We start from the raw sequence: 13044 nt of genomic DNA on the forward strand, positions 1-13044 counted from the left end.
CCGCACGAATCACCCGATCACGAGCAGGCCCATCGCCTCGCACTCGCTCGCGAGCACGGTGCCCGTGGGCACTTCGTCTCCGAGCCCCGCGTGTCGCGCGATCTCGCGGGCCGCGCCGCGCAGCTCGCGCGTCGTCGGCACCTCGGACGGCATCGGCGCGGTCACGCAGCGCGCCTTCGCGAGCCGCCACGCGGCAGCGGGCAAGCTGCCCGCCTCCTCGAGGAGCTTCCGATGCGCGTCTCGCGATCCGAGCGAGAGGAGCCATTCGGTCAGGGCCATTCCGCCGCTCATGGCGATACCTCCTCTCCGGAGAGATCGTCCGATCTCCGGAGGTCCAGAGCACGACGAGCTCGGGCCCTCCGCGCTCGTCGATGCAGCCTCTTCGTGGGGCCCCGCGAGCGGTCGCTCCAGGCCCGCGCCTCACACCGTTCGTCGGCCACTGCCAGCCTCGTGCCGCTCGCCGAGTGGCGTGCGTGCGTCGCGTAATCCCTCGGTCGGCGTGGACTCCTGCCTCGCTGCGTGGCGAACGTGCGCGCGTGGTGCAGAGAGGTACTACGATGCGCGCTCCATGCAGCTCGGAGTGTTCGTGGGCTTGATGATCATCGCGGGCGCGATGATCGCGTTCCAGTCACCGATCAATGCGGCGCTCGCGCGCTCGGTCGGCGTGTACAACGCCACGTTCGTGTCGTTCGCGACCGGCGTCGTCCTCGCGGGGATCGTCGCGGCGCTGACGGGTGGTGGAGGCTCGCTGAGGCAGCTCTCGTCCGTGCCGTGGTGGCAGTGGATCGGCGGTGCGCTCGGCGTGGCGTACGTCACCACGATCATCGTGGCCGTACCGCGCATCGGCGTGACGACGATGATGGTCGCCGCGCTCGCGGGGCAGCTCACCACGGCGATGGTGATCGATCACTTCGGGTGGTTCGGGATCGAAGCGCGCGCGATGGACTGGCGACGCGCGATGGCGCTGCCTCTGCTCGCCGCGGCGCTCTACTTCATGAGGCGGTGAGCTCTTGCCGGAGTGCTCGTCCCGCAGGTCGCGGACGGGAGCGCGCGAAGCGCGCGGACGGTAGGGACCGGCGGGCGAGCCGATTTTTTCGGCGGTCTTCGAGAATGAGGCGCCGTCACTCCGCGGCGTCCTTGCCGACGCCGGGCTCGCGCACCTGATGGAGGGTGTCGATCATCTCGTCGACCGGCGGCGCCTCGGGCGGCTTCACCTCGCCTTCGCGCGAGGGCGGCGGCGGAGGAGGCGGAGGCATCCCGCTCGCGCGCTCGTCGAGCGTCTTCCATCCCCACTCGCGCCGCTTGCTCTCCACGTACTCGTGCGAGCCGAGGAGGATCGCGATCCATCGCGTCTCCTCGTTCACCTCGAGCGCGCTGCGCAGCAGCATCGTGAGCGGTGCCGCGAAGAGCGCGCCGACGGGGCCCCACAGCCAGAAGAAGAAGAACATCGAGACGAACACGACGAGCGTGGAGAGCCCGAGCGTCTTCCCCATCAAGCGCGGCTCGAGCACGTTGCCGATGACGAACCCGATCGAGAGGTGACCCGCCGCGACCGCGGCCGCGCCCCCCGGTCCGAGCGTGAGCAGCGCGACGAGCACCGGCGGCACCAGCGAGATCGCGGGGCCCAGCGACGGGATGTAGTTCAGCAGGAACGCGAGCAAGCCCCAGAGCAGCGGGAAGTCCAGCCCGCACACGGCCATCCAGCACCCGGTGAGCACGCCGGTGAGGACCGAGAGCACGGTCTTCACGACGAGGTATCGCTGCACCTCGTACGCGGCGATCGCGGTCTTCTCGATGTGCGGGTTCGCGCGCCCGAGCAGCAGGTGCAGCTTCTCTCTCGCGCCCCGCGTCTCGAAGAGCAGGAACCCGAGGAGCAGGAGCACCATCAGGGTGTTGCTCACGATCTGCGTGACCTCGTGCACGAGGTCGCCGACCACACCCATCACCGCGCCGGCGGACTGGAGCTCCTCGAGCAGCCCGTAGTCGACGGGCAGGCGCCACACGCGCGCAGCGTCCACCGCCGAGTGCGCGAGGTTGTCGAGCGCGAGCTGGTACCTCGGCACGGCCTCGACGAAGCCGGGCAGCGACGTCCACAGCAGCGCGCCGAACCCCACGACGAGCCCGACGTCGAGCAGCACCGTCAGCAGGATCGCGAGCGCCTCGGGCAAGCGCGCCCGGTTCTCGAGGAAGCGCACCACCGGCGCCGAGATCACCGCGAGGAAGAGCGCAGTGATGAACGGCAGGAAGAACCCGCCGGCCACCCGCAGCCCCGCGATGACCACGACGAGCGCGGCGAGGACCAGCACGGTCTTCACCGGCGCCGCGTCTCGCATGGATCGACAACCTAGCCCCCCGGTGAGGGCCCGTCACGCGACGCACCCGCCGCGCACGGTCACGATCGCGTCACGGCGCCGCGCCGAAGAGCGCCGCGAAGTTGTCGCTCATGCGCGCGCGCACTTCGTCCTCGCTGCACTTCCAGAGCTCGGCCGCGAACGCGGCGGTGCCCGCGACGTGCGCGGGCTCGCTGCGCTGTCCGGGCTCGGGTGCGAGGTAGGGACAGTCGGTCTCGAGCAGCACCTTGTCGCGCGGGAGCGTCTCGAGCATGCGCGTGAACGCCTCGTTGCGGCGCGCGTTCGCGGGGATCGAGAGCCAGTGACCGCGATCCGCGATCTCTCTCGCAAGCTTCACGCGGCCGCCGAAGCAGTGCCAGTCGACGCGCTTCGCGCCCATCTCGTCGAGGATCTCGAGGGCGCGCCGCTCGCGCTTGCGGGTGTGGATGATGATCGGCTTGTCGTGCTCGAGCGCGATCGCCACGAGCGCGCGGAAGACCTTCTCCTGCGCGTCCCAGAGCGCCTCGGGCACCCAGTATCCGTCGAGGCCGATCTCGCCGATCGCGAACGCCTCGCGCGCGTGATCGCGTACCCACGCGACGCCTTCCTCCGCGCTGACGGGCGGGACGTCGCGCGGATAGTCGACGCCCATCGCCTCCATCTCGCGGAGCACGGTGTCGACCGGATAGAAGCCGAACGCGGGCTTCACGATCGGCGCTCGCGCGGCGAGCGCGCGCACCGCCTCGTTGTCGGTGGGGTTGAGCCCGTTCGAGACGATCGTCGTGACGCCCGCGGCGCGCGCGTTCGCGATCACGTCGTCGACGCGCGGTGCGAGCTCGGGGTGGGTGAGGTGTGCGTGGACGTCGAACAGGCCCATGAAGGGCGCAGTTCTAGGGCCCGGTCATGAGCAAGTCGATCGGCGAGAGCGACCGACTCGTTCATGGGCCCTCAGGGCTTCGCGGGCTCGGTGTCCTCGTCCGGCTCGTCCTTCTTGCGCGGCTCGCGACCGGTCATCCATGCGACGACGCCGAGCAGCAGCACGAGGAACACGCTCGCCGCGACGACCCAGAGCCCGAGCGCGGTGTGCTGCACGAACATCGTGAGCAGCACGTAGAGCGTGTAGCCGATCAGCCCGACCGCGACGCCGACCGCGACCTGCGCCGACCAGCGGAACCCCATGAACGCAACGGCGGTGAGCGCGATGCCGAGCGCGGGCACGAGGAACAGAAGCGGCGCGAGGGTGCCGACCAGCATGCCGTTCGTGCTCGTCGCGAGCGTGAGCCCGCTGTGCTCGACGAACGTGCCGGCGCGATCCCCGACGCCGCTCTCGCGGTACCACGGCAGGAAGAAGCCCACGAGGAGCGCGAGCCCGCCGAACCCGATGAGCACCCGCAGCGCGATCTGCAGCGGCGACTGCGCCTTGCTCGTCGTGCTCGGTGCCGCGGGCGTCGCCACGCTCACGTCGTCGTCGTCGTCGCTCGCGCTCTTCTTCGTCGTGCTGAGGGGCTCGGCCATCGCGTGAACGACCTTACCGCAACTCGCGGCGACGTGTGCGACTGGCGCGACCCATCTCCGCGCGGCAACCTCGCGCGCCGTGGACTTCCCGAGACCCGTCGATCCCGAGTTCGTCGCCGACTGTCCCTACGGCCCGGGCGGGCTCCTCATCGATGCGATCCTCGCCGTCGATCCCGCGGCGAACATGGTGCGTGCGCGCATGCCCACGCACGACGAGCTGCCGCTGACGCGCGAGCAGCGCGCCCATCCGGTGCGTCATCCGCGCCACGTGAGCGGTGGGCTCATGGTGCACATGACGGGCATGGTCGGCTTCGCGCACGCCTACTACGTGCTCGGCCTGCGCCACGCGGACGGATGGATCGGCTACGGCGGGCGCATCCACAACGCGCGGTTCCGCGCGCTCGCGTCGCCCGGCGAGCCGATGGAGCTCGAGTGCATCGCGAAGCTGGTGCGGCGCGGCGCGAAGCGCGTGCTCGCGCGCTACGACCTGCGCTTCTACCAGGGCGCGAAGCTGATCTACGAAGGCGATCAGACCGCGATGTGGCTGCGCGTCGAAGAGGGCATGGACCTCAGCGCGCTCGAAGACTGATCGTGCGGGCGCGCGAGCGCGCGCCCCAGCGGGTCGTCCACTCGAGCTCGTCGCCGCGCAACGTGATCGCGTGATCTCCGCCCGCGCCGCGACGCCAGAGCGTGCGCTCGGAGAGGAGCGCGCCGTCGTCGATGCGCAGCACCGCGAGGTGGAGCTCGGTGCCGAGCGCCGAGCAGTCGGACCAGCGCACGCGCGTGAGCACCGCGATGCGGCGCGCGTCGGGGTCGAAGCTCATCGCGAGCACCGACGTCTCGTCGGCGACGACGGGCCACGGGATCGCGAGCTCGCGCACCAGTGCTCCGTCGGCGACGCGATGGATGCGCACGAAGCTCGGCGCGCACGAGGGCGTGACCGGCACCGTCACGCCGCTCGTGCCGAAGCACGCGCCCGCGATCGCGACGAGCGTGCCCGACCGATCGAGCACCGCGTGGGTGAGGCGAGCGCGACGATGGCGCGCGCCGGTCCCGACCGATCCATCGGGACGCGGTGGGGGATAGCCGGGCACCTCGATGGCCCCGATCCGCACGTGATCCGCGGAGACGATCGGCGCCTGGGCCCGGGCCGGTGCGGCCACGATCACGACGGCGAAGGCGACGAAGAGCGCGCGCACGTCGAGGGTACGTCGGAGCCCGGCTCGTCGATTCCCGCAAAATGCCCCTACGATCGCCCTCGTGCGGATCGTCGTGATCGGAGGGCACGGGTTCCTGGGGTCGCGGGCCGTCCGCGCCCTGCGGAACGCGAAAGGCGTCGAGGTCGTGTCCGCCGGGCGCAGCGGTGAGCTCGTGGTCGACCTGCATCGACCCGAGACGTTCGCCGCGCTCGAGGGAGCGAGCGTGGTGGTGAACGCGTCGAGCTCGCACCTCGCTCCACCCGATGCGCTCGCGGACTTCTGTCTCGCGCGCGGGCTCGTGCTGCTCGAGGCGAGCTCGGACCGCGTGGTGGTCGAGCGCTTGCTCGACGCGTACCGCGGGCGTGACGCGCACGGCGCGCTGGTGCTGGGCGCGGGGATCTTCACCGGGATCAGCAACGCGCTCGCGGCGCACGCATCGCGCGAGGTCGGCGGCGCGACGTCGATCGAGATCGGCGTGACGAGCTCGCCCTTCTCGGGCGCGGGCGGCGGGACGATCGATCTGATGGCCGACGCGGTCGCGACGACGACGCGCGTGGTGCGCCGCGGAGCGCGGGTGGATGCACCGCCGATCGCGCCGGGGCCTTCGATGCAATTCGTCGAAGGAGAGCGCGCGACGGTGCACGTGGCGTTCGCCGAGCCGGTGATGGTGCACGCGAGCACGGGCGCGGACGACGTCGCGATGTACATGGCGCCCTCGCCGAGCTGGCTGCGCCGCGCGTTCCTGGCGCTGCCGATCGGGCTCGTGCGCAGTCGCTTGTTCGGCGCGTTCTTCCGGGCGTACTTCCGCTTCTTGCGGCGGGTGCTGCTGCGCTCGGTGGCCACGCGCGTGGGGCTGGTGGCGCGGGCGCGTCGCGAGCGGCGCGAGCACGTCGCGATGCTCTCGTTCGACGACGGATTCGACGCGGGCGGCGTCGCGATCGCCGCGACTGCGCTGGTGCTCGCGCGACGGGGCGGACGCGTCGCCGGCACCTTCCTCGTCGACGAGCTGGTCCCGCTCGACGTGATGCTGTCGGTGATGCGCGAGCTCGACGCGGGCCTGCGGTTCGACGCGCGCGGCGTGAGCGATTGAGCTCCGCCGCGCGCGTGGCCGCGCCTCAGCAGCCGGTGTGCGTGATGCAGCGCGTGATCGGGCCGCGGCACTCGCGGGTCACGCACGAGATGTCGCGGCAGTCGCCGCCCACGAACGCGTTGATCGCGCAGTTCACGGCCTCGTCGAGGAAGACCTGCGCGCTCGGGCACGTCTGCGCGCCGCACGCGAAGATGCACGAGAGGTTGAAGTCGGGGATGCCGCCGCCGCCGAACTCGAAGCAGCCGAGCACGCACATGAAGCTCTCGCTGCACGAGTTGAGCTCGCACATGCCGCAGTCGCTCGGGCAGTTCACGCAGGTCTCGGAGCGCGAGCTCTCGCAGCGCATGTTGCCGCAGAACGCGCACGAGCCGCAGTCCGCCGCGCAGCTCGAGCAGCTCTCGGTGCCGCTGCAGCGACCATCGCCGCAGCCCGTGCAGCGACCGCAGTCCTCGCTGCACGTGAAGCACGTCTCGCCCGCCGCCGCGTCGCACGTTCCGTCGCCGCAGGGATCGCACTCACCGCAGTCCGCGGGGCACGAGAAGCAGTCCTCGTCGGGCGGCTCGCAGAAGCCCGCGCCCGGAGTGCCCGGGCCACAGCGCGAGCACGCGCCGCAGTCCTCGGGGCACGAGCCGCACGTCTCGCCGCGCGCCGCGTCGCAGCGGCGGTCGCCGCACGTGCTGCACACGCCGCAGTCCATCGGGCAGGTGCTGCAGTCCTCGGTCGCCGCGTTGCACGTGCCGTTGCCGCAGGTCTCGCAGCGGCCGCAGTCCTCGGGGCACGAGCTGCAGGTCTCGGTGCTCGAGCACATCCGATCGCCGCAGCGCACGCAGCGACCGCAGTCGGTCGCGCACGTCGCGCACGTCTCGCCGCCGTCGCACATCCCGTTGCCGCAGGTCTCGCAGCGACCGCAGTCCGCCGCGCACGACGAGCACGTCTCGCCGGTGCCGCAGGTTCCGTCGCCGCAGCGCGCGCACGCGCCGCAGTCACCGGGGCACGAGAAGCAGCTCTCGCCCTCGTTGCACGTGCCGTCGCCGCAGCTCGTGCAGGCACCGCAGTCGGCGGGGCAGCTGCGACAGCTCTCGGTGGGATCGCAGGTGCCGTCGTCGCAGGTATCGCAGATGCCGCAGTCGGTCGGGCAGATCGTGCACGTCTCGTCGTCCGAGCACGTTCCGTCGCCGCACCCGCCGCACGCGCCGCAGTCGACCGCGCAGGAGTCGCAGGTCTCGCTCGGGTTGCAGCGGCCGTCGCCGCAGCGTGCCGCGGGCGCGTCGGAGCCCGGCGCGTCGGGAGGCGGAGGGACGTCGCCGTCGACCTGTGGCCCCGCGTCGAATCCGTCGATCGGTCCGGTGCGCAGCGTGGAGCGGCCGCACGCGGACAGTGCGAGCGCTGCGATCGCGAGCGACGAGAGGAGAGCGAGGCGCGTGGAGGACATGATTCGTCTCCGCAGAGAAGAAGAAAGAAGAGCTTGAAGACGGTAGAGGAATCGAAACCGCTCCGCCATATCCCGTCCGACACCGCGTCCCGAACCCCTCGGCGCGGGTGAGCGACGTCACTCTTCGACGCGCACCCGATAGGTCGCGGGCTCCCAGCCCCCGAGCCCGAGGTTCGCGACGCCCCGCACCGTCAGCACGCCGAGCACCACGAGATCGTTGGTGCCTCCGGTCGGCGCGAGCTGATCCGTCGAGAGCGCGCCGACCCAGCGCGTCGCGACGCGGAAGAACACGCCGCCGAACACGCCGTCGGGCAGGAAGAGCGGCACGTCGATGCCGAGGCCGAGCGCGGTCGCGAGCCCCACGTCGTCGTCGAAGGGACCGATCGCGACCCCGAGATCGATGCCGATCGAGTCGACGAAGAGATCGAGCCACGCATCGCCCGACTGCAGGTTCAGGAGGAAGCGCAGCAGGAAGAGCGGGCGCACGTCGACGCCGATCACGACGCGATCGTCGCCCTCGGGCCGCCACTCGGGCGCGATCACGAGGCCGCCGCTGTCGAGCAGTCGCGCGCGCAGCTCGACCGTCGTGGTGCCGGTGATCTCCGGGCCGACGCGATCGTTCACGACCACGCCACCGCCGATGCCGGCGCTGAGCACGAGATCGCCCGAGAGCCGGCCGTACACCGTGTCGCCCCCGTCGGCGTGCGCGATCGCGGGCGCGAAGGAGCAGGCGAGGGCGATCAGCGATGGGAGCACGCGGTGCACGGGGCGCGACTGTAGGCTCCGGATCGGTCGAGATCGAGCGCGCTGCAAAGATGTGCAGGCTCGGTCCGCCGAACGGATTGATTGCGAGGGTGCGCTCGGCCGTCGGAGCACGAGCGCTCTGATAGGCTCGCGCGCGAGGAGATGGCGTCGATGGTCTTCTGTCAGTCGTGCGGTGCCCGCAACACGGACGACGCGCGCTTCTGCAACATGTGCGGCGCGCAGATCGCCGCGCCGGGCGAGCCGGGTGGGCCGATCGGCGCGACGCGCGCGACCACCGGCGCGACGAGCAGTGGGACGAGCACCGCGGCGAGCGCGGGCACCAGCACGACGATGAGCGGGTCGAGGGTCTCGCTCGAGGCGATCGGCGTGCGCTCGGGGCGTCGCACCTGGGGGATCCTGATCGCGGCGGGGCTCGCGCTGTTCGGGCTCGGCGCAGGCGGGATGTTCGTGATGATGCGGCCCGGAGAGCCGCCGCCGGTCGCCGAGGCGCCGGCCGAGACGGACGAGGAGCCGATCGAGATCGGCGAGCCGGTGCCGGCGGGCGAAGAGCTCCCGGACGACATCGACTTCGTGCCCGGCACGCCGCGCGTGACCAAGCAGACGGGCGGCACGACGCGACCGCGCGGCACCACGTCGACGGGCGGCGGAAGCGCATCGACCGGTGGGAGCGCCTCGACTGGCGGTGGATCGACGGGTGGCGGTGGATCGACGGGCGGCGGTGGATCGACGGGCGGCAGTGCATCGACTGGCGGCGGTGGATCGACGGGCGGCGGTGCATCGACGGGCGGCAGTGGATCGACGGGCGGCGGTTCATCGACCGGCGGTGCATCGACGGGCGGCGGTGCATCGGCGGGTGGCGCAACGACGCCGGTCGATCCCGGCACAGAGCCCTCGACCGGCACCGGCGGTGGCACGTCGACCGGCAGCGTCGACTGGGAGCGCGCGGGCGGCGTGCCCGAGGGCGAAGAAGAAGACGTGCTGATGGACGCGTACGCCGTGCACGTGCGTCGCTACATCCGCGAGTATTACATCCGCCGCGCCCAGATGTGCTTCGACCACGAGTCGCGCGTCGACCAGCAGGCGGTGCGGGGCACGGTCGTGATCGGCTTCACGATCCAGGGCTCGGGCGAGGTCATCGGTGCGCGCGTGGAGCGGAACACCACGGGCCGCGACGCGCTCGCCGCGTGCCTGCAGCGTCAGGTCGAGGAGTGGCGCCTGCCGCGTCCGCCCGAGGGCGTCGACGAGCTCCCGATGCAGATGCCCTTCTCGCGCTGATCGGCGTTGTCCGATCCGGCCTGGCCGTTCTGCCCGGATCGGACGTTCGCTTCTCTCTTCTCACTTCCGCGCTTCCCGACGACACTCTCGTTCGAGGAGCAACGCGGATGGCGGGTGAGGAGCTGCTGATCGTCGACTCGGTGGATCGCGATCGCGAGGGGCTCCGTCGCTTCTTCGATCAGAAGGGCTTCGTCTGCACCGCGGCGCGCACCGGGCCCGAGGCCCGCGACTACGTCACGAACAAGTTCTTCCCCGCCGCGCTGATCGATCTCGACGTCGACACGCCGAGCGCCGGCCTCGAGCTCGTGCGCTTCGTGCGCGAGCGCTCGCGACAGACGGCGGTGATCCTGCTGACGAGCCGTCGCTCGTTCGAGGGCGCGGTCGCCGCGATGCGCCTCGGCGTGCAGGACGTGATCGTGAAGGCGCCCGATCAGGTCGAGCACATGCGCGCCGCGGTCGAGACCGGGGTCGCGCGGTACAAGGCGCGCGACGAGGGCGGCGAGCTGCACCGCGACGTGCGCACGGTGCTGAACGACTCGTTCAAGGTGATCCTCGAGCTCGCGCGCCGCACGTACGCCGACGTGTCGATGGCCGCGCCGCCGATGCGCCCGAAGGTCCTCTTCGTCGACGGAGACGGAGACTTCCTCAACGCGCTCGCCCCGCTCGTGACGAAGGAGAGCTGGGAGATCCTCGCCGACAACAGCGGCGGTGCCGCGCTCGATCGCGGCTCGCGCGAGCGCATCGACATCATCGTCGCGAACGCGGAGCTCCCGGATCTGCGCGGCTCGATGGTGATCAAGACGCTCCAGGCCGAGCGCAGCGAGCTGCTCGGTCTGCTCTATCACCGCATGGGCGCGGAGGGTCACATCGATCGCATCGAGCGCGGTCAGGTCGACGGAGTGATCCGCCCCTTCGACAAGCCCGAGCAGCTGGTGAACGCGGTGAAGAAGCTGACCGGCGAGCTCGCGACGAAGGCGCAGGAGCGCCGGCTCATCCAGGCGTTCCGCGCCGAGCACACCGACTACCTGCGCCGCTTCGCGAAGGTGAAGGCGCAGATCGACAACCTCATCGAGGACTGAGCGGTAGTTGCTCCGCCCGCCTTCCCGTCGAACACTGTCTGCCGTGATCTCCGATCACACGTCCGGCGCGCTCATGTCGATGCCCCGCATCTGCGGGGCGCACGCGCCGACGACTGCCTGATCCGTTCCACTCGCATCACGCACGACCGGCCGCGCCCTTCGCGAGGCGCGCCGTCGTGGTGAGCGTGACGACGTGATCTCGGAAGAACGCGGGCCGGCGTGAGGAGCACGCCGCCATGACGATCCCGTTCTACGTCTCGACCGCCATCCCCTACGTCAACGCCGAGCCGCACCTCGGCTTCGCCTACGAGGCCGTCCTCGCCGACGTCGTCGCGCGACACGCGCGCGCTCGCGGGCACGACGTGCGCTTCGTGACCGGCTCCGACGAGCACAGCCTCAAGAACGTGCTCGCCGCCGAGCGCGCCGGCGTCTCGGTCGCCGAGCTCGTGCGCACCAACGCCGCGCGCTTCGCCGCGCTCCGCGACACGCTCGATCTCTCCACCGACGTGTTCGTGCGCACCAGCGAGCCGCGTCATCGCGCTGCGGTCGAGCGTCTCTGGCGCGCCCTCGCCGAGCGCGGTGAGCTCTATCGCGCGCCCTATCGTGGGCTCTATTGCGCAGGCTGCGAGCGCTTCGTCGACGAGGGCGAAGAGCGATGCGACGAGCACCCGCACGCCGCGCTCGAGCGCATCGAGGAGGACAACTGGTTCCTCCGCCTCTCCGCGCACGGCGAGACCATCGCCCGCGCGATCGACGAAGGACGGCTGCGCATCGAGCCCGAGGCCCATCGACGCGAAGTGCTCGCGCTCCTGCGCGCCGGCCTGCGCGACGTGAGCGTGTCGCGCTCGGTGCGTCGCGCGCGCGGCTGGGCGATCCCGGTGCCCGGTGACGACACGCAGGTGATCTGGGTGTGGCTCGACGCGCTCGCGAGCTACGCGTCGGCGATCGGGTACGGCGACGACGACGACGCGTTCCGCACGTCGTGGCGCGACGCGCGCGAGCGCGTGCACGTGCTCGGCAAGGGCATCCTGCGCTTCCACGCCGCGCTCTGGCCGGCGCTGCTCTCGGCCGCGCGCGAGCCCTGGCCCACGCGGCTCTTCGTGCACGGCTACGTGACGGTCGAAGGCGCGAAGATCGCGAAGTCGGGCGCGGCTGCGATCTCGCCGTTCGAGCTCGTCGCGCGCCACGGGACCGACGCGGTGCGCTGGTTCCTGCTGCGCCATCTCCCCGTCGATCGTGACGGCGACTTCTCGCTCGATCGTTTCGTCGCGGTGCACGACGCGGAGCTCGCGAACCAGCTCGGCAACCTCGTCGCGCGCACCGTCACGCTGATCGAGCGCGCGGGCGGGCACGTCCCGAGCGCGCACGCCGCGCACGAGGGCGAGCTCGAGCACGCGCTGCGCGCCGAGGTCGATGCGCTCGCGACCGGTGTCGACGAGGCGCTCGATCGCTTCGCGCCGCACGACGCGGCGAGCGCGATCTCGCGGGTCGTGCTCGCGGCGAACACCTACGCCGATCGCCGCGCGCCGTGGTCGCTCGCCCGCGATCCCGCGGCGCGCGCCGCGCTCGAGACCACGCTGTTCCATCTCGCCGACGCGCTGCGCGTCGTCGCGATCGTGCTCGCGCCGCTGCTGCCCACGACCGCTCGCGCGATCGCCCACCAGCTCGGCGCCGACGACCTCGACGCGCTCGACGCGCCGGGGCTGCGCGTGCGTCGAGGCGCGCCGATCTTCCCGCGCATCGCGCGCTGACGCGCGACACCTCGCGTGCACGAGGTGTCGACGCCCCCGTGGTACGCGTGGTATGCGGGCCCGCTGAGGGAGCACATGGTCGATCGGAAGCACATCGACGAGGACAACCTGAAGGTCGAGGGCGACCTCGACGCGCCGCGCGACAGCCTGGTGCCGGTCGCGGGCGGTGTGACCGTCGTCGTCACGCAGGCGTTCGGGCCCGACGGCGAGAGCCTGGTCGGCGTCGGCGACGTCGAGTTCGACGGCCACCCCGCGGTCACGCTCAAGGTGCGCACCGATGGCCGCGAGGGGCTCGTGCATCTCTCGCCGATCCACGGAGATCGCCGCAAGATCGGCATGACCGATCTGCCGCTCGGCGCGCGCCTCGAGCTCTTCTCACCGGTCACCGGCAAGAAGCTCGATCGCCTGGGCCCCGTCGACGACGGGAGCGGCGCCGACTACTACGCGATCTATCTGACGCCGCGCCTCAGCCAGGGTGCGTGCGTGATGGTCACCGACGTCTGGGGCCACTACCACTCGCGCATCGTCGACGACAACGCGCTCCTCTCGTACTGGGCGCGCAACCATCCCGACGAATGAGCGGCATGCAGCGCGCGCATGATGCGGCC

Annotated in this window: 14 protein-coding genes; 7 read left to right on the top strand and 7 right to left on the bottom strand. The window is 71.5% G+C overall.

Annotated elements, in window-relative coordinates:
* Positions 1-9: 9 nt before the first annotated feature.
* Positions 10-279, bottom strand: coding sequence for a hypothetical protein (locus I5071_RS00760; protein WP_236519933.1), 270 nt, complete (start codon positions 277-279; stop codon positions 10-12).
* Positions 280-568: 289 nt separating this feature from the next.
* Between I5071_RS00760 and I5071_RS00765 the strand changes: the two genes are divergently transcribed.
* Positions 569-1006: a DMT family transporter gene (locus I5071_RS00765; protein ID WP_236519934.1), complete on the top strand. Its 438-nt coding sequence runs from the start codon at positions 569-571 to the stop codon at positions 1004-1006.
* Between the two features lie 115 nt (positions 1007-1121).
* On the opposite strand, the gene I5071_RS00770 is transcribed toward I5071_RS00765, so the two are convergent.
* From I5071_RS00770 to I5071_RS00780, 3 genes are all read right to left on the bottom strand, one after another.
* A complete protein-coding gene (locus I5071_RS00770) occupies positions 1122-2333 on the bottom strand; it encodes an AI-2E family transporter (protein ID WP_236519935.1) in 1212 nt (403 codons plus the stop codon).
* A 70-nt stretch (positions 2334-2403) separates the two neighbouring features.
* Positions 2404-3207, bottom strand: coding sequence for a TatD family hydrolase (locus tag I5071_RS00775; protein WP_236519936.1), 804 nt, complete (start codon positions 3205-3207; stop codon positions 2404-2406).
* 71 nt (positions 3208-3278) lie between these two features.
* Positions 3279-3845, bottom strand: a complete 567-nt coding sequence (locus I5071_RS00780; RefSeq protein ID WP_236519937.1) for a hypothetical protein — start codon at positions 3843-3845, stop codon at positions 3279-3281.
* 79 nt (positions 3846-3924) lie between these two features.
* Between I5071_RS00780 and I5071_RS00785 the strand changes: the two genes are divergently transcribed.
* Positions 3925-4434: a hypothetical protein gene (locus tag I5071_RS00785; protein ID WP_236519938.1), complete on the top strand. Its 510-nt coding sequence runs from the start codon at positions 3925-3927 to the stop codon at positions 4432-4434.
* Here the strand turns inward: I5071_RS00785 and I5071_RS00790 are convergent.
* Positions 4415-5044 (bottom strand): hypothetical protein, encoded by a 630-nt coding sequence (locus tag I5071_RS00790; RefSeq protein WP_236519939.1) that lies wholly within the window; start codon positions 5042-5044, stop codon positions 4415-4417. The genes I5071_RS00785 and I5071_RS00790 overlap by 20 nt on opposite strands.
* Before the next feature lie 61 nt (positions 5045-5105).
* Between I5071_RS00790 and I5071_RS00795 the strand changes: the two genes are divergently transcribed.
* Positions 5106-6134 (top strand): hypothetical protein, encoded by a 1029-nt coding sequence (locus tag I5071_RS00795; protein ID WP_236519940.1) that lies wholly within the window; start codon positions 5106-5108, stop codon positions 6132-6134.
* Positions 6135-6159: 25 nt separating this feature from the next.
* Here the strand turns inward: I5071_RS00795 and I5071_RS00800 are convergent, their stop codons facing one another.
* Together I5071_RS00800 and I5071_RS00805 are read right to left on the bottom strand one after the other, a co-directional pair.
* Positions 6160-7566 (bottom strand): hypothetical protein, encoded by a 1407-nt coding sequence (locus I5071_RS00800; RefSeq protein ID WP_236519941.1) that lies wholly within the window; start codon positions 7564-7566, stop codon positions 6160-6162.
* Between the two features lie 117 nt (positions 7567-7683).
* Positions 7684-8331: a hypothetical protein gene (locus I5071_RS00805; protein ID WP_236519942.1), complete on the bottom strand. Its 648-nt coding sequence runs from the start codon at positions 8329-8331 to the stop codon at positions 7684-7686.
* A gap of 141 nt (positions 8332-8472) precedes the next feature.
* On the opposite strand from I5071_RS00805, the gene I5071_RS46565 reads away from it, so the two are divergent.
* The 4 genes from I5071_RS46565 (at position 8473) to I5071_RS00830 (ending at position 13015) form a co-directional block, all read left to right on the top strand.
* Positions 8473-9606 carry an AgmX/PglI C-terminal domain-containing protein gene (locus I5071_RS46565; protein ID WP_268921203.1) on the top strand — a complete coding sequence of 378 codons (1134 nt, stop codon included), beginning with the start codon at positions 8473-8475 and terminating at the stop codon, positions 9604-9606.
* Between the two features lie 107 nt (positions 9607-9713).
* Positions 9714-10685: a response regulator gene (locus I5071_RS00820; protein WP_236519943.1), complete on the top strand. Its 972-nt coding sequence runs from the start codon at positions 9714-9716 to the stop codon at positions 10683-10685.
* Positions 10686-10921: 236 nt separating this feature from the next.
* Entirely contained in the window at positions 10922-12436 is a 1515-nt protein-coding gene (metG, locus tag I5071_RS00825) for a methionine--tRNA ligase (RefSeq protein WP_236519944.1), read from the top strand.
* A 75-nt stretch (positions 12437-12511) separates the two neighbouring features.
* Entirely contained in the window at positions 12512-13015 is a 504-nt protein-coding gene (locus I5071_RS00830) for a hypothetical protein (RefSeq protein WP_236519945.1), read from the top strand.
* The last annotated feature ends 29 nt before the right edge of the window (positions 13016-13044 follow it).

It is taken from the genome of Sandaracinus amylolyticus (genome assembly GCF_021631985.1).
GTDB lineage: Bacteria > Myxococcota_A > Polyangia > Polyangiales > Sandaracinaceae > Sandaracinus > Sandaracinus amylolyticus_A.